A 20,417-nucleotide genomic window follows, 5' to 3' on the forward strand; every position below is an offset into this window, starting at 1 on the left:
TGGCCGTGAGGGCCGTGCGGCGTCTTGTGTCTTCAGCTGGCGTCGGAGCCGAACATCGCGTCGCGGTGGGATTCGAGCACCGCGATAAAGGCCGCAGCGACTTGGGACATCGGCCTCAACTTCGGCGTGAAGAGCATATATTCGAAATGGACCTCCGGCGCGAAATCACGGACCGTAAGGCCCCGCTCGGCATAATCCGCTGCGGTCACGGGGTTGAGAATCGAACATCCGACCCCCTGCATGACAAGCGCGCAGATGGTCATCGCATATTGGGTTTCGATGACCATCTCGCGGTGGACGCCCGCGTCCTCGAAAATGCGGTCGATGCGGTGACGCACGCCGTCCTCGAGCGCGAGCGAAATGAAGGGCTCGCCCTCGAGATCGGCCGGCCGGATGACGTCCTTGACGGCCAAGCGGTGGCCGGCAGGGAGAACGCAGGCGCCGGGGCAGCGCAGGAAGCGCTCCATCCTTATGCCGGGCAATTCGCGCGCCGGCGTCGCGAGCCCGATGTCGAACTGCTGGTTCGCCATCCATTGCCGCACCGTCGAGGAACTGCGGGTCTGGAGCTGAACGGTGACGCCGGGATGTGTCTCGCGAAAGGCCGCGATCACACGCGGCAGGAAACTGACCGCGAGCGCCGGAAGGGCGGCGATCCGGAGCGTGCCGGTCGCCATGTTGCGGATGTCTTCCGCTACCCGCTTCAGGGCCGCAATGCCCGAGAAGCTCCGCTCGACTTCGTAGAAAAAGGCGTCGGCTTCGGGCGTCACGGTGAGCGCGCTGCCGCGCGAACGCAGGAAGAGCTGAAAGCCCAGCTGATGCTCGAGCTCGGCAAGCATCTTGCTCACCGCGGGTTGCGACAGGTTGAGCGACTGCGCGGCCTGGGTGACCGATCCCGAGAGCATCACGGCCCTGAAGGCTTCGAGGTGACGCAGGTTCATCGGACATCGCTCCCTATAGCTATTTCTTATGGCGCTAGCATTGAAAGCCTCGTTTATGAATAGGTCGCACGCATCGCGCCGCTGGTTACCGGCGCTGCTCGCCGCAGGCGCCCTGTTACTCGGCGGCTGCGGCCGCGAGCCCGCCGGCACCGGTGGGCATGAAATCGCCGCGGCGAAGGGATCGACGCTTGCGCGGATTCGCGCGCGCGGAACGCTCAATTGCGCAATTCATACGGGGCAGCTCGGCATGTCCTATCTCGACAAACGCGGACGCTGGCAGGGCTTCTTCGTCGATTACTGCCGGGCGCTCGCCGCTGCGGTCCTCGGCGATGCCCGCAAGGTCCGGTTCATGCCGGTCGCCTCGAACAAGCGCTTCACGATCGTGCAGACGGGCGAGGCCGACGTCCTGTCGCGGACGACGACATGGACGCTGACGCGCGACACCGACCTCGGGGTGAATTTCGTCGGCACCATGTATTATGACGGGCAGAGCTTCCTGGTGCCCCGGCGATCGGGTGTGCGGCTTCCGACGGATCTCGATGGCGCATCGATCTGCATCACCAAGGGGACGACCTCCGAACTCAACACCGCCGAATATTTCGAGCGCAAGGGGCTGCGTTTCCAGTCCGTCGTGTTCGAGAATCCCGAGGAAGCCAAGCTCGCCTTCTTTGCCGGGCGGTGCGACGCAATGACCACCGATGCCTTCACGCTGACGGTGATCCGCCTGGCCGACACCGCGCATCCCGACGATTATGTGGTGCTGCCCGAGCGGCTCACCAAAGAACCGGTCGGCCCAGTCGTGCGCAGCGACGACGAGCAATGGTACGAGATCAACAAATGGGTGCTGAACGCGCTCTTCGCTGCCGAGGAAATGGGGGTCACCCGCGCGAATGCCGCGCGCATGCGGATGGCCTCGCGCGACCCTGAAGTGCGCAAGATGCTCGGCGGCTTGCCCGGATTCGGCAAGTCGCTCGGCCTTGACGATGACTGGGCGTACCGGGCAATCGAGGCGACCGGCAATTATGGCGAAATCTTCGACCGGCACATTACGCCGCTCGGCGTCGAACGCGGACAGAATAAGCTCTATCGGGACGGCGGGCTGATCTACCCGTTGCCGATGCGATGACTCATAAACACAGGCGGCTTGCCATCGCTGCGTTACCCTGGCTGCTGATCGCGGGCGGGCTTGTGGTCGCCTACGGCCTGTTTGCGACATTGGCGGACAATCTCGCGGACCGAAACATCCGGACGGGGTTCGGTTTCCTGTTCGACCGGGCGGGTTTCGCGATTGGCGAAACGCTGATTGCTTACGCGCCGGGCGATTCCTATGCCGCGGCGCTGGCGGTGGGTCTTCTCAACACGCTCCTGATATCGGCGCTCGGCATCATCTTCTCGACCTTGCTCGGCCTCGCGGTCTGCATGGCGCGCCTGTCGTCCAACTGGCTGCTTGCGAGGCTCTCCGGCCTTTATATCGAGCTGGTTCGCAATATTCCGCTGCTGCTCCAGATGTTCGTCTGGTACGCCGCGCTGCTGTTCGGTCTGCCCGGACCCGGCCCGGGCGCCGTCGGACCGTTCGACCTCGATAATCGGGGATTGCACCTCCCCGCGCTCTCCTTGGCCGATCCGGGACGGCCGGTCTTTCTCATCGCGATCGTCGCCTGTGCGATCCTGCTGGGTGCCGTGCGGCGAGGAGCCGTTCGCACGCGCACTGCGCTGGCCTTCGCCGGCATCTCCCTGGTGCCGCTCTTGCTGTGGGGCGGGATCGATCTGCCGCGGGCGGGGCGCTTCGGAACCGTCGGCGGATTGTCGCTCTCCACGGAGTTTCTGACGCTGGTCGCCAGCCTTTCGGTCTATGCCTCGGCCTATCTGGCCGAGATATTCCGCGGCGCGATCCTCGCCGTTCCCGCAGGGCAGAGCGAGGCCGCCAAAGCGCTCGGCCTGTCGCCCGCGCAAACAATGGGACGGATCGTGATGCCGCAAGCGCTGCGCATCGCCATACCGCCGATGACGAGCTGGCATCTCAACACGATCAAGAACAGCTCCCTGGGGGTCGCGATCGGATATCCCGAATTTGTCTCGGTGGTCGATACCGTCATCAGTCAGACAGGGCAGGCGATCGAGGGCGTCGGCCTGATCGTCGCGACCTTCCTGCTGCTTTCGCTATCCTTGTCGTTCGTCACCGGCCTCTATGCCCGCCAGTTGGGCTGGAGCGTCGCCGGGCAGCCCGGCCGGAGCATCCAGTCGGCGCCCCTCGAACCCTTTCCGCTGCGCTCGGCGACCGCCTGGCCGTCGTGGATACGGCGCAATCTGTTCAGAGGAGGACGCCAGTCGATACTCACCATCGCGATCCTCGCCATGACCGCGGCTTTCGCCGGCAAGGGGCTCTCGTGGCTGCTGTTCGACGCGACCTTCGCCGGGGGCGCGGCCGATTGCCGTTTGGCCAGCGGTGCTTGCTGGCCATTCCTCCGCGAAAATGCGCGGCTGATATTGTTTGGCACCTATCCCGAAGCCGAGCAGTGGCGGTCCGCAGCAGCGGCGGCCGCGCTGCTTTCATGCCTTGCCTTCTCCTTCGTCCCGCGATTCTGGCGCAGCCGCCTCGGGCTTGTCTGGCTCGGCGCAATCGCCGTGGCGGTACTTCTGCTACGAGGAGGATTCGCGGGCCTTTCCTATGTCCCGATGGAGAAGTGGAGCGGCCTGCCGGTCACATTGCTGCTCGCGAGCCTTGCGGTGGTCGGCGCTTTTCCATTGGCTATACTCCTCGCGTTCGGCCGCAGGTCGGCGCGGCGCGGCATTCGCTGGCCGAGCGTCGCCTTCATCGAGCTGGTTCGCGGAACGCCGCTGATCGGAGTGCTCTTCCTCGCTGCGGTCCTGTTCCCGCTGTTCGTGCCCTCCTATCTCTCGATCGACAGCCTGCCGCGCGTCCAGCTCGCGCTCATATTCTTCACTGCCGCCTATATGGCCGAGGTCATCCGGGGCGGCCTGCTGGCGGTTCCCGTCGGGCAAGCCGAGGCCGCGCATGCTCTTGGCCTCACCAAATGGCAGGCGCGGCGCCATATCCTGTTGCCGCAGGCGCTGAAAGTCAGCGTGCCGGGGCTGGTCAACACTTCGATCAGCGAGGTCAAGAACACGACGCTCGTCCTCATCGTCGGCGTCTTCGATTTGTTGCAGACGACCCGCCTCTCCTACGTCGAGGCGCAATGGCGACCCTATTTCGCCGAAGCCTATCTTTTTACCGGGACAATCTTTTTCCTCCTCTGTTTCTCCCTGTCCCGGCTCAGCATGAAGATCGAACGGAAACTAAACTATGCAGGATAATCACGACAGAAAATGGCCCGGGGAGCCGGCAAGCCCGAAAGGGCACGCCTGGCAGGACCCGACGCGTGCCGTTCACGGCGGTCCCCGCCCGCGCGATCAGCGGGGCCTCATCAATCCGCCCGTCGATCGAGCCTCCACCATTATCTACGGCAGCGTCGAGGCCTATATGGACCGGCACCAGGGTCTCTACGATGAGGTCATCTATGGCCTGTACGGAACGCGAACGACCTTTGCGCTCGCCGAGGCCGTCAGCGAACTCGAAGGCGGCTGCGCCACCGTCATCACCTCGTCTGGAACCAGCGCGATCGCGCTAGCCCTCACGGCTTTCGTGGCCGGGGGCGATCATCTGCTCGTTGCGGATTGCGTCTATGGGCCGACCCGCAAGTTTCTGACCGACGTTCTCGCGCGCTTCGGGGTCGAGGTGGAATATTTCCGGCCCGATATCGGAGCGGAGATTGCCGGGCTGTGCCGCAGCAACACCCGGCTCATCTACATGGAGACCCCGGGCTCGCAGACATTCGATATGATCGACGTCCCCGCGATCACGGCGGTTGCACGCAGCCGGGGCATATTGACCGCTCTCGACAACACCTGGGCGACGCCGCTTTTCTTCAAACCGTTGGCCCATGGGGTCGACATCTCGCTTGCTTCGGCAACCAAATATCTCTCGGGGCACTCCGACTGTCTGCTCGGCACGATGACCGCCGCCAGCGATGCCGTCTACCGCCAGCTCAAGGATGCGGCGGCGCGCTGGGGCAACTGCGCGAGTCCCGACAATTGCTATCTCGTCCACCGGGGCATCAGGACGCTCGATGCCCGCCTTGAACGCCACCAGCGTACCGCGGCGACGCTGATCGAATGGTTCGCCCAGCAACCCGAAGTGGTCGCGGTCCGCTATCCGGCCCATCCTTCCGATCCCGGCCATGCGATCTGGAAGCGGGATTTCACCGGAGCGTCCGGATTGTTCGGTGTTCAGCTCGATGGTCTTACCCCTCCGGAAACCAGCGCCTTTTTCAACGAATTCTCGCTGTTCCAGCTCGGTTCGAGTTGGGGCGGCTTCGAAAGCCTCGCGGTTCCGGCGTGGCCCGCTCCGATCCGCGATTTTCCCAATGGCGAGGCAGATGGGGCGCTGATCCGTATTCACGCCGGCCTCGAAGCGCCGCAGGATCTGATCGCCGACCTCGCCGCAGCCTTCGCGCGGGTACGGGCGATACGCGGCCGGGGGCAGGCGTCATGACCGATGCCTCGGGCCACGCGGCCGTCAGCTTGCGGCAGGTCGACAAATATTATGGCGCCTATCATGCCCTCCGCTCGATCGACCTCGAAATCGCCCCGCGCGAGCGGATCGTGATTTGCGGCCCTTCAGGCTCCGGCAAATCGACGCTCATTCGCTGCATGAACAGGCTCGAGGTGCCCGACTCCGGTGCCGTCCTGATCGAGGGAACCAGGATAACCGACGCGTCGCGAGAGGCCGTTGCGGCGCTCCGCGCCATTGGCATGGTTTTTCAGCAGTTCAATCTGTTCCCGCACAAGACGGTGCTGGAGAATTGCACCCTCGCGCCCGTCCTGCTCGGCGGCTTGTCTCTTCCGGAGGCGGAGGCGCGCGCCATATCCTATTTGGACAAGGTGAGGATTGGCGACCAGGCGGGCAAATATCCGGGGCAGCTCTCGGGAGGGCAGCAACAGCGGGCCGCGATAGCCCGCGCTCTGGCGATGGAGCCCCGGATTCTTCTCTTCGACGAGCCGACATCGGCGCTCGATCCCGAGATGATCAAGGAGGTACTCGATGTGATGACGTCCCTTGCCGGCGAAGGACGGACGATGGTGTGCGTGACGCACGAAATGGGATTCGCGCGCGAGGCGGCCGATCGCATGCTTTTCATGGATCAGGGCCAGATCATCGAAGACGCAAGGCCGGCAGATTTTTTCGCCGCGCCGAAAAGCGAACGCGCACGGACCTTTCTCGAACAGATACTTTCGCATTGAGCGGCTCAAGTCGGTCGCGCCCCCAAGCTGTGCCGACCCACTTAATCATGTCATTTCATAAGCAAGCCGAGGGAGGGGCCCGCCGGCTCCTTGCGCGAAAAGGCTCAGGCCGGAAAAAATTTCAAAATTGATGAGGGGTAGAGCTTTGGGGTGCGTATCTAGTAGGTATCGTGCGCCCGGAATTTACTTCATAACCAATTGATATGATTCAATAAATTCCTATTGACCTGTATATACATTTGATGCTCTCTGAGGGGAATCAGCCAACCATCAGGGGGTTTCGCTATGATGACCAGGACAATTTTGCTCGCCAGCGCCGCAGCGGTCGCGACCTTTGCAACGCCAGCGCTCGCGCAGAGCGATGCTGCGACGCAGTCACCCGCCGCGGAGGATGCTCCGAACGGATCGGACATCGTCGTGACCGGCTCGCGCATTCGTCGCCAGGATCTCGCGGGCGTCGGCCCCGCGACCGTCGTGTCGGCCGAGCAGATCGAGAACACCGGCGTCGTCAATATCGAGACGGTGCTGCAGCGCCTTCCCGCCAACGCCGGCTTCGCAGGCAACCAGACCTCCGCCTATTGGGCGAACAATGGATATGGCACGGCGCAGGTGAACCTGCGCGGTCTCGGCATCAAGCGCACGCTTGTTCTGCTCAACGGCCGCCGCCTCGTCGCGGGCGGCACCGGCGCGAACTCCTCGCCCGATCTTAACATGATCCCGGTCGCGGCGCTCGCGCGCACCGATGTGCTCAAGGACGGCGCCTCGGCGATCTATGGCGCCGACGCGATGGCGGGCGTGGTCAACCTCGTGACCCGCACTGACTATGAAGGCCTCGGCCTCAGCGTGCGCCAAGGCATCACCGAAAAGGGCGATGGCTCGGACTTCACCGCCGACCTCCTGTGGGGCGTCCGCAACGATCGCGGCGGTTTCATGGCGGCGGTCACCTATCAGAAGACGAGCGCGGTCAATATGGCAACGCGCGCGCCTTGCTCGCTTGCCGAAACCACGCCCGGCATGCTGAGCTGCGTGAACAGCGCCTCGACGATCGGCGGCCGCGCGGTGCTGCCGAACGGCCAGCAGATCAACTTCAATCAGGTGCTGGGCGGTAACGGCAACTTCTTCGAGCCGTACAGCGCTGCCAAGCACAACTTCAACTCGAACCCGTTCCTCAACGCGGTGAGCCCGGTCGAGCGCGTGAGCACGGCGTTTTTCGCCGACTATGACATCACTGACAATATCGAGGCGTTCGGCGAATTCCTTTACACCTTCCGCAAGTCGAATCAGATCGCGACGCCCGGAACGCTGCGCAACCTCTCGATCGCGGCGAGCAATCCCACCAATCCGACGGGGCAGAATATCGTCCTCATCCAGCGCCGCCTCGCCGAGCCCGGCCCGCGCCAATTCTTCCAGGAAACCGATACCTGGCAGGGTACGTTTGGCCTCCGCGGCAAGCTCTCTAACGATTGGGGATGGGAAATCGCGGGCGCCTTCGGCCGCAACACCGCGGTCGATGGTTCGACCAACATCGCCAATCTCGAGCGAGTGGCGAATTCCCTCGATACGACCAAGTGCAGTCTTGCTGCCGGTGCCACGATCCCCTGCGCCGACTATCTCGGGTTCGGCGACCTGACCCCGGAGGTTCTCGACTATATCCTGTTCACGTCGCGCGACCGCGGCGGCAACGAGCTTGCGACGGTCACCGCCGATATCAACGGCGATCTCTTCAAGCTGCCCGCAGGCCCCGTCTCCTTCGCGGCGGGTGTCGTCTATCGCAAGGAAAAGGGTTGGCGCGATCCCGATCCGCTGACGGTGCTCGGTATTGCCAACACCAACCAGCAGGATCCGATCTCCGGAACGAGCACGGCGAAGGAAGCCTATCTCGAACTGTCGGTGCCCGTTCTGGCCGACACACCCTTCTTCCAGTCGCTTACCCTCGACGGCGCGGTTCGCTACTCGAACTACGACCTGTTCGGCAGCGACTGGAACTACAAGGGGAGCGTCGACTGGGTCATCAATGACAGCTTCCGCCTGCGCGGCACCTACGGCACCGGCTTTCGCATTCCGAACGTCCCCGAATTGTTCGGCGGCGTCTCCGAGGGCAATCTGACGACCACCGACCCCTGCTCGCGCTATTCGACCAGCGGCAATGCGACACTGATCGCCAATTGTCAGGCGTCGGGCGTGCCGGCCAATTATGTTCAGCTCGGTACAACGATCCTGACAACGGTCGGCGGCAACGAGAATCTGAAACCCGAAAGCTCGACGACCTGGACCGTCGGGACGGTGATTTCACCGAAGGGACTGGTTCCGGGACTCTCGCTCACTGCCGACTGGTTCGACATCAAGATCAAGGATGCGATCCGTGCTATTCCGGGCTCGACAAAGCTCAGCATTTGTTATGCGAGCCAGAATCTTTCGCATCCCTTCTGCGAAGATTTTACCCGCAGCCCGTTGACCGGCGAGGTTACCTTCCTCTCCGCGCAACCGATCAACACGGGCCGCGAAGAAATGAACGGCCTCGATCTGGGTCTCGTTTACAACAATGACATCGGCAGCGTGAACGTCTCGCTCGACGTCAACGTGACCTATCTCAACAAATATGTGGTCCTGCCTTTCCCCGGCGGCGCGCCGATCGACTTCGACGGCTTTATCGGCGGCGGCAATGGCGGCTATCCGAAATGGCGCGGCTATGGCGTGCTGACCGCTGAAAAGGACGGGGTCAGCGCGACCTGGTCGACCCAGTGGATCGGCAAGGCGACCGACTTCAATGCGGCCCCCGGCGACATCGGCTACAGCACGCCGAATGTCTTCTACCACAATCTCCAGGTCGCTTTCGAAATCGACGAGAAGACCCGGTTCCAGGTCGGTGTCGACAATCTTTTCGATCGCAAGGCGCCCTATATCCAGAGCTTCACCGATGCGAACACCGACACGATGACCTATGACCTGCTCGGACGGCGTTTCTACGTCGGCTTCCGCACCGCGTTCTGAGGGTAATCGATATGGCGATCCGTTGGCCGCTGCTCGTCCGGCGAACGCATAAATGGCTGGCCTTGGTGGTCGGCGTCCAGGCGCTGCTCTGGACGCTGACCGGCTTCTACATGGTGGTCGTGCATATCGACACCATCCATGGCGACCATCTCGTGCGCGCGCCGATGGTTCAGCCCTTCGACCTCGCGGGCCTCGCGCCGCCGTCGCGGATCGTTGCGGCCGCGCCCGGTGCGTCCGAGGTTCGCTTGCAGCGGTTCTTCGATCGCCCCGTCTGGCGCGCTGAAACTCCCGAAGGGGCGCGGCTGTTCGATGCCCGCTCGGGTGCGCCGCTGCCTGCGCTTACCGAGTCCCAGGTCCGCGAGCAGGCGCGGCGCATCTACACCGGCGACGGCAAGATCGTGTCGGTGCGGCTGTTGACCGAAGCGCCACAGGAAATGCAGTCGCGCAAGCCGCCCTATTGGCAGGTCGAGTTCGAGGGCTGGAACCGCCCGACGCTCTATCTGTCGCCGACGACCGGTGAGCTTATCTCGCGCCGGCACGCATTGTGGCGCGTGTTCGACTTCGCGTGGATGCTCCACATCATGGACTATGATGAGCGGACCGACGTCAACAACCCGTTGCTCCGCGTCGCGACCTGGAGCGTCTTCGCGATGGCGATCAGCGGGGCGTGGTTGCTGATCTGGTCCTTCAAACGCCGCAAGAGGAAGCAGGCATGAAACGCATCCGACTGACGCCGCTCTTCTTCCGGCGCATCCACAAATGGGTCGGGCTGATCCTGGGTCTCCAGTTCCTGCTCTGGGCGCTCAGCGGATCGGTGATGGCGCTGCTCGACAAGGATAAGGTCGGCGGGCACGGCGGCGGGATGTCGCATGCGCATCCACTGCCACCGGGGGAATATTTCGACGTGGCGGCCCTGCCGCGCGGCGAACCTGTCACGGGCGTGATCCTTCGCGATCTCGGAACCCGGCCGGTCTATGAAGTGCGCTCCGCAAAAGGCGTCCGTCTCGTCGACGCGACAAGCGGCGAGCACATCCGGGTCGACGAGGCCATGGCGCGCGAAGTCGCCTCCATGATGAACGAGGCGCCGATCCGAGAGGTGAGCGTAATCGCCAAGCCGAACCTCGAATCGCGCGATCATGAGGGGGCGATGTGGCGCGTCGATTTCGCGGACGACGAGAACAGCAGCGCCTATGTCTCGCTCGATACCGCCCGCTTTCTCGTGATGCGCGGCGATACCTGGCGCACATGGGACTTCTTCTGGATGCTCCACAATATGGACTATATCAACCGGTCGAGCTTCAACCACCCGCTGATCATCTTCGTCGCCTTCGGTGTACTATGGCTGTCGGGAACCGGCTTCTACCTGCTGTTCAAAAGCTTCAGCAAAGCCGACTTCCGTTGGCTGCGCCGGCGCCGCAAGCCGGTCGTGGTCACCCGCACCGGCTGACCGGCCTCAATCGTCGATCGAAAAGGCGGCTGACAGCTCGAAGCGTGTTCCGGGGTGTGTCAGCCAGGCATGCGACACAAGGCGCGAGCGGCTCCAAGTCCGGCGCGTCATCTGGAGCACCGGTTCGCCGTCGGACAATCCCAGCATGCCGCGCATCCGCTCGTCGGGCATCGTCGAGCAAACGCGATGCTCGACCCGTTCGAGCGGTGCAATGCGCGTCAGATATTCATTTGGTGTCATCCGCGTGAAGTCGAGCGTGCCATAGTCGGGGGCGATCGACGCGAGAACGAACCTCTCTTCTATCTGTATCGGAAATTCGGCTTCGTGATGGACGATGATCGAATGGAACAATTTCGTGCCCACGGACACCTCGAGCAGCGGCGCCGTCTCTACATTGGCGCGCTCTTCGCGGTTCTGGATCACGCGGGCGCGGTACGCATGACCGCGCTCCCGGATTTCCTCGGCGATGTTGCGGATTTCAATCATCTGGCCGATCGGCTTTGGCTCTGCGATGAACGATCCGCTGCCGGCGCGCCGCACGACGACGCCCGCCGCCTGCAACTCGCGTAGAGCGCGGTTCGCGGTCATCCGCGAAACGTCGAACTGCTGAACCAGCTCCGCTTCCGACGGCACCCGGTCTCCTGGGTTGAGGCGGCCGTCCCGCACTGCATCGCAAATGCTTTGCTTGATGGCGACGTACCGGGGCATCACCTCGCCTCCCGTCTCTTCGGGCGGCCGGGTTGCCTCGCGGGGCCGAGATTCTGAAGCGGGGGATTTTCGAGTGAGCGAAGGGTTCATAAGTCGTCTATACAACTTCGCCGACTCCCAGCTAGGTAAAACAGAATGTCACGCGCCGATTGCGCAAAAACTTGCGCGCCAAGCCACTCTCGGTGAGAGCGGGAGACTAATTGTCTCGATTCCGCTTGCGATCGGGAAAGTAGCGTGCCGGCGTTACACCGGTCAGTTCGCGAAACGAGCGGATAAAGTTACTCGCCGTCCCAAAACCGAGTTCGAGCGCGATCGATGTGACCGCCTCGCCCTGCGCCAGCCGCAAGAGCGCGGCCTTGAGCCGAATCTGGTTCCGAAACGCGGTAAAGCCTGTTCCGGTATCGCGTTGGAACAGCCGCGCAAGGCTTCGGCTCGAGATATGGAGTTGCTCCGACCAGGCTTCGAGGCTCCTCCGGTCGCCGGGATTGCGATCGAGTGCCGCGGCGATTTGCGCGATACGGGGCGCTGTGACCGACGGGATCGTCAGGGCAGGCGATATTTTCAACGCCATCTCGTCGGCGAAGAGGAAGGCCAGATGCCGCTGACGCGCCCCTGCGCCCGTGCCTGCGGCCGCAAAAATGATCTCGCGCATCAAGGGGCTCACGGAAGTTAGCCCGGCTTCTTTCGGCAGCCTCCGTAGAATGCTGCCGAAACAATATATGCTGTACATCTCGAAACCGCCCGAGGTCTCGACGCGATGCTCATGGTCCGCGGGCAGCCAAACGCCCTGCTGGGGCGGAACGACCCATTGTCCCTCACGGGTGTGCAATATCATGACCCCCCTGCTCGGGTATATCAGTTGGACTACTGGGTGCCGGTGCCACTCCCCGATGCTTCGTGCATGGAATGTGGCTCGTTCCACCTCGATCGAGACCGAAGGAGCATTCTTGTCGGATAGTGAATTCATTATGTCCTGATATCATCTATCGGACATAGTCTCCAACGCTCAGCATCGTCTTCGCAATCGACGGAGACCTTATGCGCCTACCCATGATGATCCAGTCCACGAAGCGTTCGTCCGCCGCCCGTCCCCATGGGGAATATAAGCGCCAATTGCTCGACGAAATTGTCGCTCTCAAGCCGGCAACCTTACTCGACGTCGGATGCGGCACGGGCGATCTTCTCGTCGCAGCGCGCGAAGCGGGCATCGCCCGCACTGTCGGGATCGAGCCGGAAACCCAAGCTTGCGTCCGCGCGCGATCCCGGGGTTTGGACGTCATTTCATGTCGTGCCGAAGCGCTGCCATTCGAAGACCGCAGTTTCGACGTCGTGACGCTCGATTATGTCGCACATCATACGGAGAATTTGCCGAGAGCATTGCGCGAGGCGTCGCGCGTCGCGCGCTGCGCCGTGCTCATCCTGGATTGCTGGTTCGACGACACCCTTGCTTCCCAGCGCGTCGCACGACGCTATGACAACTGGCTGAAGAGGCGCGACCGCAAGAGCGGATATGTGCACAACGCCTGCCCCACGGCGATCGAACTAATCTCTATGTTTGCAGCCGAAGAATTTTCGATCGACTATTTTTGCCGCCTTATCCTTTCGCCGCTCGACGTCGCCGAAGTCGAACGATCGGCCCGCGGTCTCCTGGAAAATGACGACGACCCGATCGGGAGGCTGGAACTGGAGGGCATTCTAGACGATGCCCGCCGCGACGGAATAAGCGATGATGGCTGCATCGTCGCTCGCTTTCTTCGCGACGGCGAAGCTGCAGACACCGCCTAGGCCCGAGAATGAAGGAGAGGCGATCATGTCGAGGCAAGCGGCTCTGGCCGAGATCCGGTTTCTGGGCGATGATCGATGTGAGTTGTCTGCCTGGGTGTCGGCGGCGGCTCCAGGGATCGAGAATCCAACGCCGATCCTGCTATGCCACGGTGGCGGACCCGATCACGCAATGTTCCTGCCCCTGATCGAGACAATCCCGGACGAATATGCGGTAATACTTCCCGATGTGCGCGGCTATGGCCGATCGCGATGTCGCGACACGGCGCGCCACACTTGGGCCCAATATGTATCCGATGCAGTCGCGTTGCTTGACGCCCTTGGTTTCTCGCGCGCCATCATCGGAGGCGCCGGACTTGGATCGACGATAGCACTCCGCTTCGCGGTGGATCTTCCGACCTATGTTCTGGCTGTCATCGCGATCGGGATCGAGGATATCGAGGACGATAAGGCAAAGGAGGCTGAAATCCGGATGATGGAGGCGTTCGCCTTGCGAGTACAGCGTGACGGCATTCTGGCCGGATGGGAGCCCCTCTTGCCGCATCTATCTCCGATCATCGGCGCGATGGTTTGCGAGGCGATCCCGCGTTCCGATGCGGAGAGCATTGCCGCGGCTGCGGCGATCGGTCGCGACCGATCCTTTAAAGATCCCGAAGAGCTTGCCGTCATTTCCGTTCCGGTCATCTTGTTCGCGGGTGACGACGCGAGACACCCGCAGTCGCTGGCCGAAGAGCTTGCGAGCATCATTCCCCGTGGCCGATTGGCGGCGGCTTCGCTGTCATCGAACGTGAAAACAAGCCGCGATTTCGGTCGGTTCATCGCGCCCGCTCTTCTCGACTTTATTGCCGAAGTTCGAGCCGCACCCACAGGATGATCGCAGCCTCTACGATCTGACCGACGGATAACCGCCGAAGCAGGCCCATCCAGCCGGACCTGGCGCGCACCCGATTGCGATAGCAGCAAGCGGTCTCGGCCGGCACCTGCGTCGGTGGTGCGATGTCCCGCCGCGAAGCGCGGCCCCCTTCGGCGGCCGCAGAGGGAGAGGAGAGAGGGGCCAGGTGACGGGTTGAAACCGGGAGAGAGTCTTCCGGACCCGTCGCGGAGACACGCCATGACACTTCTACCCAGCACCCTCGCCCGCGATTCGTCCCCGGGCTACAAGGTCGATATCTCGCGAGGCCGGCGCATCGGCCGCGTCTCGTCCGAATGGTTCTCCCGGCCCGACGACGAGCGCTACCTGTCGCTCTCCGACCTTTATGATGCAGTGCGCGCGCGGGCCGAGACCGCGACTGCGCGGACTGTCGAAACCCGCGCCATTCGCGTCATCGCCGCGCCCGACGAACCCGAGCGACTGAGCCTGCTCCTTCCCGACCGCGAAGCGCCGGTTGCACCCACGCACTGGTCTTTCGGGCAAATGTGCAGTCTCGTCGGGGCGCCGTCGGCCTATCTGCGCCAGCTTCCCGCCGCATTGGCGGGCATCAACATGCAGCACGGTCTGCTCGCGCATCGCGGGGAATTGGTGAAGACGCTCGAGACCGGCGACGGGCGCACCGAGCTGCGTGCCGTGACCGGCCCCGATTATGGCCGCATCTGGGATCATGAGCTTGTCGCCGCGGTCATGAAGATCGCGGGCAATGGCACTGGCGACACGCGGTGGAAGGTGCCGGGGCTCCTCGACTGGTCGACGATGCGCCACAATCCCTTCGTCGAGGTCATGAAAGATACGACGACGCTCTACGCCAGCGACCGCGACGTCTTCCTCTTCCTTGTCGACGACGCCAATCCGATCGAGGCCGGTCGTCTGCCCGACGGCGATCCCGACCTCTTCTTCCGCGGCTTCTACTGCTGGAACAGCGAGGTCGGGTCGAAAGCCCTCGGCATGGCGACCTTCTATCTTCGCGCCGTCTGCATGAACCGGAACATCTGGGGCGCCGAGGGCTTCGAAGAGATCAGCATCCGGCACAGCAAGTTCGCGGCCGGTCGCTTCGCGCAGGAAGCGGCGCCCGCGCTCGAACGCTTCGCCTCTTCCTCGCCGGTCTCCTTTATGAACGGCATCAAGGCCGCTCGGGCCGCGATCGTCGCGCGCGACGATGACGATCGGCAGACCTTCCTGCGCAAACGCGGCTTCTCGAAGGGCGAGAGCGAGCGGATCATCCGCAGCGTGCTGCAGGAAGAGGGGCACCCGCCCGCATCGATCTTCGACTTCGTGCAGGGGATCACCGCGCTGGCCCGCGAGCGTCCGCATCAGGATGGACGGCTCGAGCTGGAAGCCAAGGGTGCCAAGCTTCTGGCCTCGGTCCACTGAGCAAATCTCGCGTTCGCCGGCGGCGTGGTCCTTTCCCTTCAGAGGGAGAGGGCTGCGCCGGAGCCATGACGGGCTGAGAGCCGGGAGAGAGTCTCGCGGCGGCCTGTCATGGAGAAGCATCATGACGAAACAGGCAAAAATCACCCTCAGCGGCGCGCGGGAAATTCCCTTCAGCGCGCTCGTGCTGAGCCAGGCCAATGTGCGGCGCGTGAAGGCCGGGGTGTCGATCGACAGCCTTGCCGCGGACATCGCGCGGCGCGGCCTCCTCCAGAGCCTGACTGTTCGCGCCCAGCGCGACGAGGCGGGCCAGGAAACCGGTCGCTTCGAAGTCCCGGCCGGCGGTCGCCGCTTCCGCGCGCTCCAGATGCTGGTGAAACAGCGGCGCCTGGCGAAGACCGAGCCCGTGCCCTGCATCGTCCGCGAGGATGATGCCGTGTCGGCCGAAGAGGATTCGCTCGCCGAAAATGTCCATCGCGAACCGCTGCATCCGCTCGACCAGTTCCGGTCGATGCAGAAGCTCGTCGAACAGGGCACCGACATCGAAACGATCGCGGCGACCTTCATGGTCACGCCCGCGGTCGTGAAACAGCGCCTCAAGCTCGCCGAGGTCTCGCCCAAGCTCCACGACATCTACGCCGATGACGGCATGACGCTCGAACAGCTGATGTCCTTTTCGGTGTCGAGCGATCACGCGCGGCAGGAACAGGTCTGGGATATGCTCGCCTCGAGCCACACCCAGCAGCCCTGGTATATCCGCGCGCGGCTGACCGAGGACAAGGTTCGGGCATCGGACAAGCGCGTCCAGTTCGTCACCCTCGACGCCTATCGCGAGGCAGGCGGACATATTCTTCGCGATCTCTTCGAAAGCGATGACGGCGGCTGGCTCGAGGACGTCGCGCTGCTCGACCGGCTGCAGGCCGAGAAGTTCGAAGCCGAGGTTGCGCGTGTCGCGGCGGAAGGCTGGAAGTGGATCGAGACGGCGGTCGACTTCCCCTATGGCCACACCTTCGGCCACCGCCCGCTCGATGGCGTGGCGGCCGAGACGAGCGCCGACGATGAGGCGCGGATCGAAGCGCTGCGCGAGGAAGCCGACCGGCTCGAAGACGAATGGGCGGGCGCCGAGGACATCCCCGATGAAATCAGTGCCCGGATCGATGCGATCGACGAGGAGATCGCGCCGCTCGTCTCGAAGCCGCTGATCTACGACCCGGAGGAAGTGGCGATCGCCGGCACCTTCGTGAGCATCGATGTCGACGGGTCGCTGCATATCGAACGCGGCTTCGTTCGTCCCGAGGACGAGCCGCAAGAGCCCGTTGACGAGGAAGCTGCGGGCGGCGAGGAAGCGGCCGGCGGCGTGATCGGCGACGAAATGCAGGAAGATGCGGTCGGCGCGACATCTCCGGAAGAAGGCGGCACCGGCGAGGGCGAAGATCCGGATGATCTCGTCCGCCCGCTTCCGGACAAGCTCGTGACCGACCTCACCGCGCACCGCACCCTTGCGCTGCGCGACGCGCTGGCCGCAAGCCCGCTGGTGGCGTTTGCGGCGATGCTCCACGCCATCGTTCTCGAATGCTTCTACACCTATGCCTCCTCGGCGAGTTGCGTCGGCATCGCGCTGCGCAATCATTCGATGGTCGGCTATGATGCGGGGCTCAACGATACGCCGTCCGCGCGGGCCATTCGCGAACGGCACGAAGGCTGGTCCGAGCGGCTGCCCGATGCGACCGCCGATCTGTGGGACGTGCTTGCCGGTCTCGACGCTGATGACCAGGCAGCACTGTTCGCGCACTGCGTCTCCTTCGGCGTCAATGCGGTGTGGGAGCCGGCGACCCGCTATAATGAAGGCCGGGTGTCGGCCCGCGCGGTGGCGAGCCGGATCGACCATTCGCACATCCTCGCGCGGGCGTCGGGCCTCGACATGGTCCAGGCGGGCTGGGTTGCTACCACGGCCAATTACCTCGGACGGGTGACCAAGCCGGGGATCCTCGATGCCGTCGAAGAGGCTTGCGGGGCCGAAGCGGCGGCGCGGATTGCGGGACTGAAGAAGCCCGAGATGGCGAGCGCCGCCGAGGACCTGCTCAAAGGCACCGGCTGGCTTGCACATCCGCTGCGCACGCCCGTCATCGACGAGCCCGACGGTGATGGGGAGCTGGCTGCGGCCAATGACGATGGCCCTGCAATCGAAGCGGGCCATGACGAGCTGGGCGACGACGACATCGAAGCGATTGCCGCCGAATAACGCCACCGACTATCATTCGGGGAGTTCGGCGCTGTGCCGGGCTCCCCATTTTTTCGCTGGCCCTTGAAATCAGGACGCTCCGCGCGAACATCGGAGGTGTCCGGCAGGGGCTGCCAGACCGCCGCATGCCTTCCTGACCCGCTCCACCGGGCGGGATCGCGCGCAGCCTGTCTTGTGAAGGAGGCCCCCATGTCGAGTCCTGCAGCCGAGGTCGCGCGACGCCTCGCCGACGATGCCGAGGCGGTTTGCCGCCGATATCTCTCCCATGGACGCCGCGAGGGACATTATTGGATGGTCGGTGACGTCCGTAATTCGCCGGGCCGCAGCCTTTACGTTCGCCTTTCTGGCACCGCCGACGGTCTTCGGTCCGCTGGCAAATGGACCGATGCCGCCAGCGGCGATCATGGCGATCTTCTCGATGTCATCGCCGCGAGCTGCGGCCATACATCCTTCCGCGACACGCTCGACGAGGCGCGCCGCTTTCTGAGCCTGCCTGCCGTCATGCCCGGCGACCGAAATCCGGCTCCGCGTAAAGCACCGCGCGGCACCCCCGAGGCCGCCCGCAGGCTATGGGCCGGATCGAAGCCGCTCAGCGGCACCCTTGCCCGCGCCTATCTGTCTGCCCGCGCGATCGGCGACCTTCGCGATGCCGAATGGCTTCGTTTCCATCCCCATTGCTTCTATCATCCATCCGAGGACGACGCCCCCGATGTCCGCCGGGCATGGCCCGCCCTGATCGCGGCGATCACTGACGAGGCGGGCAATGTCACCGGAGTCCATCGCACCTGGCTCGACTCGGCCGCCTGCGACAAGGCGCCGGTTGCCTATCCGCGGCGCGCCATGGGCCAATTGCTCGGTCATGGCGTTCGGTTCGGCACGTCGGCTGCGGTCATGGCGGCGGGCGAAGGCATCGAAACCATCCTGTCTTTGCGTCAGATCACACCAGCCCTGCCGATGATCGCCGCCCTTTCGGCGGCCCATCTGGGAGCGTTGACCTTCCCGCGCGGACTGCAGCGACTGTATGTCGCGCGTGACGACGACCCGGCGGGTGCGGCCGCCTTCGGGACGCTTTGCGACCGAGCCCGGCCGCTCGGCATCGAGGTCATCGCGCTCGAAGCGGATCGCGGCGACTTCAATGCCGATCTCATGACACTCGGCCGACAGCGAATGATCGGCTCGCTTCGATCCCAGCTCCGGACTGCGGATCGTTCACTCCTGCTCTGACGCCTCAGCATCGGCCGGAAGGAGGGCGGGCGAGGGATGGACCGGTGCTGATGCAGCACCACGGGGTGGCCGCGCTCCGGCCTTCGCAAGAGGGCGACTGCGGCGAACCGTACCGGGCCCGCAATGGCGGGCGGGCGGCTATTTTCCGCCGGGGCGCGCGGCGCCCCTTTGCATCGCGAAACAAAATAGCCTTCGCCCGCCATCCTCCGCCTTCGGCTTCGGCCGCGGCCGGGGCCGCGGTGCAGTTCGGTACGGCGCGCCGCGAGGGGTCGCCGCGAAGGCCGCGCGAGCGCGGCAAAACCCGACTGGAGACGATCATGTTGAGCCCCACCGAACCCGCCGACGATCCTGCCGAAGCCGGCGCCACCCATCTCCTCCTTCAGGAGATGCAACTCTTCGGACATCGCCCCTTCGAAGACGAACCCGACCCGCGCCCGCTGCCCGATGCCCGCCTGGCGGCCGGCGCTGTCGCCGACATATTCGATGCCCTTGTCGGCTGTCTCGACGATACGCGGATCGAGCCCGATCTCGAAGAGCTCCTCTGGAACGTCGTCAACCTCTTCCACCGCGCGGGGGAGCGGGTCGAACGCAGCCTCGACGACAATGAACAGGCGCAACGCCGAGCCCAGCGCGAACAGGACGGGAGCGAGATCCGGTCGGTCGAGCTCGAACGCCTCGTGCAGCAGGGGATCAGCCTGATCGAACGGCGCGATGCGATGGAATTCTTCCGCGAAAGCGCCGCCGAACAATTTCGGACCCACTGCCGCAAGGCCTGGTCACCGCGCACCGGATCGCGCGCGCATCACCGGTCGATGACCGCGGCGATGATCGACAGCCGTGACTTTCTCGACGCGCGGTTGCGCCAGAAAGCGGCTGCACTTCTTCCCGAGGGCACGCGCATCCTGTTCACCGGCGGCGCTGATGTCGACGATCATAGGGCGATCTGGGATGCTCTCGATCGCGCACGCGACCGCCATCCCGATATGATCCTGCTCCATGGGGCAACGCCGACGGGGGCCGAACGCATCGCCGCCTGCTGGGCCGAAACCCGCAAGGTGACGCAGGTGGCCTTCCGTCCCGACTGGAGCCGGCATGGCAAGTCCGCGCCGTTCAAGCGCAACGACCGGATGCTCGAAGCACTGCCGGTCGGGGTCATCATCTTCCCCGGCACCGGCATCCAGGACAATCTCGCCGACAAGGCTGCGAAGATCGGCCTTCCGGTCTGGGATTTTCGCAAGCGGGGCCGATGACAGCCGTCGGGCATTCGGACGCTTTCGGCAAAATGGCCCCAATCTGGTTCTATCTCCCGAATATAATTGAAATATATTCGTAACATCCGCAAATTTACATCATTGTAGATCGCTATGACCAGCGGCGATCACCCGTCGCCGGCGGGACGGCCCATTGAGAGGGCACCGCTCGCAGGCCATGACGAGGAGCAGGGACGGTCGGCCGACTTGGCGACGACTGCCGTCCGCTGCC

At 64.0% G+C, this 20,417-nt stretch carries 16 protein-coding genes; 13 read left to right on the plus strand and 3 right to left on the minus strand.

Annotated features, from left to right (window positions below):
• Positions 1–32 precede the first annotated feature (32 nt).
• On the minus strand, positions 33–938 hold the full coding sequence (locus E5675_RS01650) for a LysR substrate-binding domain-containing protein (RefSeq protein WP_003046376.1): 906 nt from the start codon (positions 936–938) through the stop codon (positions 33–35).
• Positions 939–993: 55 nt separating this feature from the next.
• Here E5675_RS01650 and E5675_RS01655 point away from each other — a divergent pair, with 55 nt between their 5' ends.
• The 7 genes from E5675_RS01655 to E5675_RS01685 all read left to right on the plus strand — a co-directional run bounded on the left by E5675_RS01655 (position 994) and on the right by E5675_RS01685 (position 10,677).
• The gene (locus tag E5675_RS01655; RefSeq protein ID WP_003046368.1) at positions 994–2,064 is read left to right on the plus strand and encodes an amino acid ABC transporter substrate-binding protein; all 1,071 of its coding nucleotides are present in this window, start codon (positions 994–996) and stop codon (positions 2,062–2,064) included.
• On the plus strand, positions 2,061–4,253 hold the full coding sequence (locus E5675_RS01660) for an ABC transporter permease subunit (RefSeq protein ID WP_223181174.1): 2,193 nt from the start codon (positions 2,061–2,063) through the stop codon (positions 4,251–4,253). The genes E5675_RS01655 and E5675_RS01660 overlap by 4 nt, the downstream gene beginning before the upstream one ends.
• Positions 4,243–5,490 (plus strand): cystathionine beta-lyase, encoded by a 1,248-nt coding sequence (metC, locus tag E5675_RS01665; RefSeq protein WP_037553302.1) that lies wholly within the window; start codon positions 4,243–4,245, stop codon positions 5,488–5,490. The genes E5675_RS01660 and metC overlap by 11 nt, the downstream gene beginning before the upstream one ends.
• Positions 5,487–6,239 carry an amino acid ABC transporter ATP-binding protein gene (locus tag E5675_RS01670; protein WP_037553304.1) on the plus strand — a complete coding sequence of 251 codons (753 nt, stop codon included), beginning with the start codon at positions 5,487–5,489 and terminating at the stop codon, positions 6,237–6,239. Before metC ends, E5675_RS01670 begins: the two co-directional genes overlap by 4 nt.
• A 285-nt stretch (positions 6,240–6,524) precedes the next feature.
• Positions 6,525–9,230 carry a TonB-dependent receptor gene (locus E5675_RS01675; protein WP_037553305.1) on the plus strand — a complete coding sequence of 902 codons (2,706 nt, stop codon included), beginning with the start codon at positions 6,525–6,527 and terminating at the stop codon, positions 9,228–9,230.
• A gap of 11 nt (positions 9,231–9,241) precedes the next feature.
• On the plus strand, positions 9,242–9,946 hold the full coding sequence (locus tag E5675_RS01680; RefSeq protein ID WP_011542692.1) for a PepSY domain-containing protein: 705 nt from the start codon (positions 9,242–9,244) through the stop codon (positions 9,944–9,946).
• Positions 9,943–10,677, plus strand: coding sequence for a PepSY domain-containing protein (locus E5675_RS01685; protein ID WP_037553306.1), 735 nt, complete (start codon positions 9,943–9,945; stop codon positions 10,675–10,677). The genes E5675_RS01680 and E5675_RS01685 overlap by 4 nt, the downstream gene beginning before the upstream one ends.
• 6 nt (positions 10,678–10,683) lie before the next feature.
• Here E5675_RS01685 and hutC read toward each other — a convergent pair whose 3' ends face one another.
• Both hutC and E5675_RS01695 read right to left on the minus strand, forming a co-directional pair.
• On the minus strand, positions 10,684–11,385 hold the full coding sequence (gene hutC / locus E5675_RS01690) for a histidine utilization repressor (RefSeq protein ID WP_052181953.1): 702 nt from the start codon (positions 11,383–11,385) through the stop codon (positions 10,684–10,686).
• A 196-nt stretch (positions 11,386–11,581) separates the two neighbouring features.
• On the minus strand, positions 11,582–12,352 hold the full coding sequence (locus tag E5675_RS01695) for a helix-turn-helix transcriptional regulator (protein ID WP_081932949.1): 771 nt from the start codon (positions 12,350–12,352) through the stop codon (positions 11,582–11,584).
• An 83-nt stretch (positions 12,353–12,435) separates the two neighbouring features.
• Here E5675_RS01695 and E5675_RS01700 point away from each other — a divergent pair, with 83 nt between their 5' ends.
• From E5675_RS01700 to E5675_RS01725, 6 genes are all read left to right on the plus strand, one after another.
• Positions 12,436–13,170, plus strand: coding sequence for a methyltransferase domain-containing protein (locus E5675_RS01700; RefSeq protein WP_052181955.1), 735 nt, complete (start codon positions 12,436–12,438; stop codon positions 13,168–13,170).
• Positions 13,112–14,041: an alpha/beta hydrolase gene (locus tag E5675_RS01705; RefSeq protein ID WP_197411521.1), complete on the plus strand. Its 930-nt coding sequence runs from the start codon at positions 13,112–13,114 to the stop codon at positions 14,039–14,041. The genes E5675_RS01700 and E5675_RS01705 overlap by 59 nt, the downstream gene beginning before the upstream one ends.
• A 237-nt stretch (positions 14,042–14,278) precedes the next feature.
• Positions 14,279–15,472: a DUF932 domain-containing protein gene (locus E5675_RS01710; protein WP_136173113.1), complete on the plus strand. Its 1,194-nt coding sequence runs from the start codon at positions 14,279–14,281 to the stop codon at positions 15,470–15,472.
• Positions 15,473–15,593: 121 nt separating this feature from the next.
• Entirely contained in the window at positions 15,594–17,711 is a 2,118-nt protein-coding gene (locus E5675_RS01715) for a ParB/RepB/Spo0J family partition protein (RefSeq protein WP_037553309.1), read from the plus strand.
• A 189-nt stretch (positions 17,712–17,900) separates the two neighbouring features.
• Positions 17,901–18,935 (plus strand): toprim domain-containing protein, encoded by a 1,035-nt coding sequence (locus E5675_RS01720; protein ID WP_037553310.1) that lies wholly within the window; start codon positions 17,901–17,903, stop codon positions 18,933–18,935.
• A 317-nt stretch (positions 18,936–19,252) separates the two neighbouring features.
• Positions 19,253–20,185 (plus strand): DUF2493 domain-containing protein, encoded by a 933-nt coding sequence (locus E5675_RS01725; RefSeq protein ID WP_037553311.1) that lies wholly within the window; start codon positions 19,253–19,255, stop codon positions 20,183–20,185.
• Positions 20,186–20,417: the final 232 nt, after the last annotated feature.

This window comes from Sphingopyxis sp. PAMC25046 (assembly GCF_004795895.1).
Classification (GTDB): Bacteria; Pseudomonadota; Alphaproteobacteria; order Sphingomonadales; family Sphingomonadaceae; genus Sphingopyxis.

Coding starts and splice junctions, on each gene's coding strand:
- E5675_RS01650 (WP_003046376.1), bottom strand. CDS start 938: ATGAACCTGCGTCACCTCGAAGCCTTCAGGGCCGTGATGCTCTCGGGA.
- E5675_RS01655 (WP_003046368.1), top strand. CDS start 994: ATGAATAGGTCGCACGCATCGCGCCGCTGGTTACCGGCGCTGCTCGCC.
- E5675_RS01660 (WP_223181174.1), top strand. CDS start 2,061: ATGACTCATAAACACAGGCGGCTTGCCATCGCTGCGTTACCCTGGCTG.
- metC (WP_037553302.1), top strand. CDS start 4,243: ATGCAGGATAATCACGACAGAAAATGGCCCGGGGAGCCGGCAAGCCCG.
- E5675_RS01670 (WP_037553304.1), top strand. CDS start 5,487: ATGACCGATGCCTCGGGCCACGCGGCCGTCAGCTTGCGGCAGGTCGAC.
- E5675_RS01675 (WP_037553305.1), top strand. CDS start 6,525: ATGATGACCAGGACAATTTTGCTCGCCAGCGCCGCAGCGGTCGCGACC.
- E5675_RS01680 (WP_011542692.1), top strand. CDS start 9,242: ATGGCGATCCGTTGGCCGCTGCTCGTCCGGCGAACGCATAAATGGCTG.
- E5675_RS01685 (WP_037553306.1), top strand. CDS start 9,943: ATGAAACGCATCCGACTGACGCCGCTCTTCTTCCGGCGCATCCACAAA.
- hutC (WP_052181953.1), bottom strand. CDS start 11,385: ATGCCCCGGTACGTCGCCATCAAGCAAAGCATTTGCGATGCAGTGCGG.
- E5675_RS01695 (WP_081932949.1), bottom strand. CDS start 12,352: ATGAATTCACTATCCGACAAGAATGCTCCTTCGGTCTCGATCGAGGTG.
- E5675_RS01700 (WP_052181955.1), top strand. CDS start 12,436: ATGATGATCCAGTCCACGAAGCGTTCGTCCGCCGCCCGTCCCCATGGG.
- E5675_RS01705 (WP_197411521.1), top strand. CDS start 13,112: ATGATGGCTGCATCGTCGCTCGCTTTCTTCGCGACGGCGAAGCTGCAG.
- E5675_RS01710 (WP_136173113.1), top strand. CDS start 14,279: ATGACACTTCTACCCAGCACCCTCGCCCGCGATTCGTCCCCGGGCTAC.
- E5675_RS01715 (WP_037553309.1), top strand. CDS start 15,594: ATGACGAAACAGGCAAAAATCACCCTCAGCGGCGCGCGGGAAATTCCC.
- E5675_RS01720 (WP_037553310.1), top strand. CDS start 17,901: ATGTCGAGTCCTGCAGCCGAGGTCGCGCGACGCCTCGCCGACGATGCC.
- E5675_RS01725 (WP_037553311.1), top strand. CDS start 19,253: ATGTTGAGCCCCACCGAACCCGCCGACGATCCTGCCGAAGCCGGCGCC.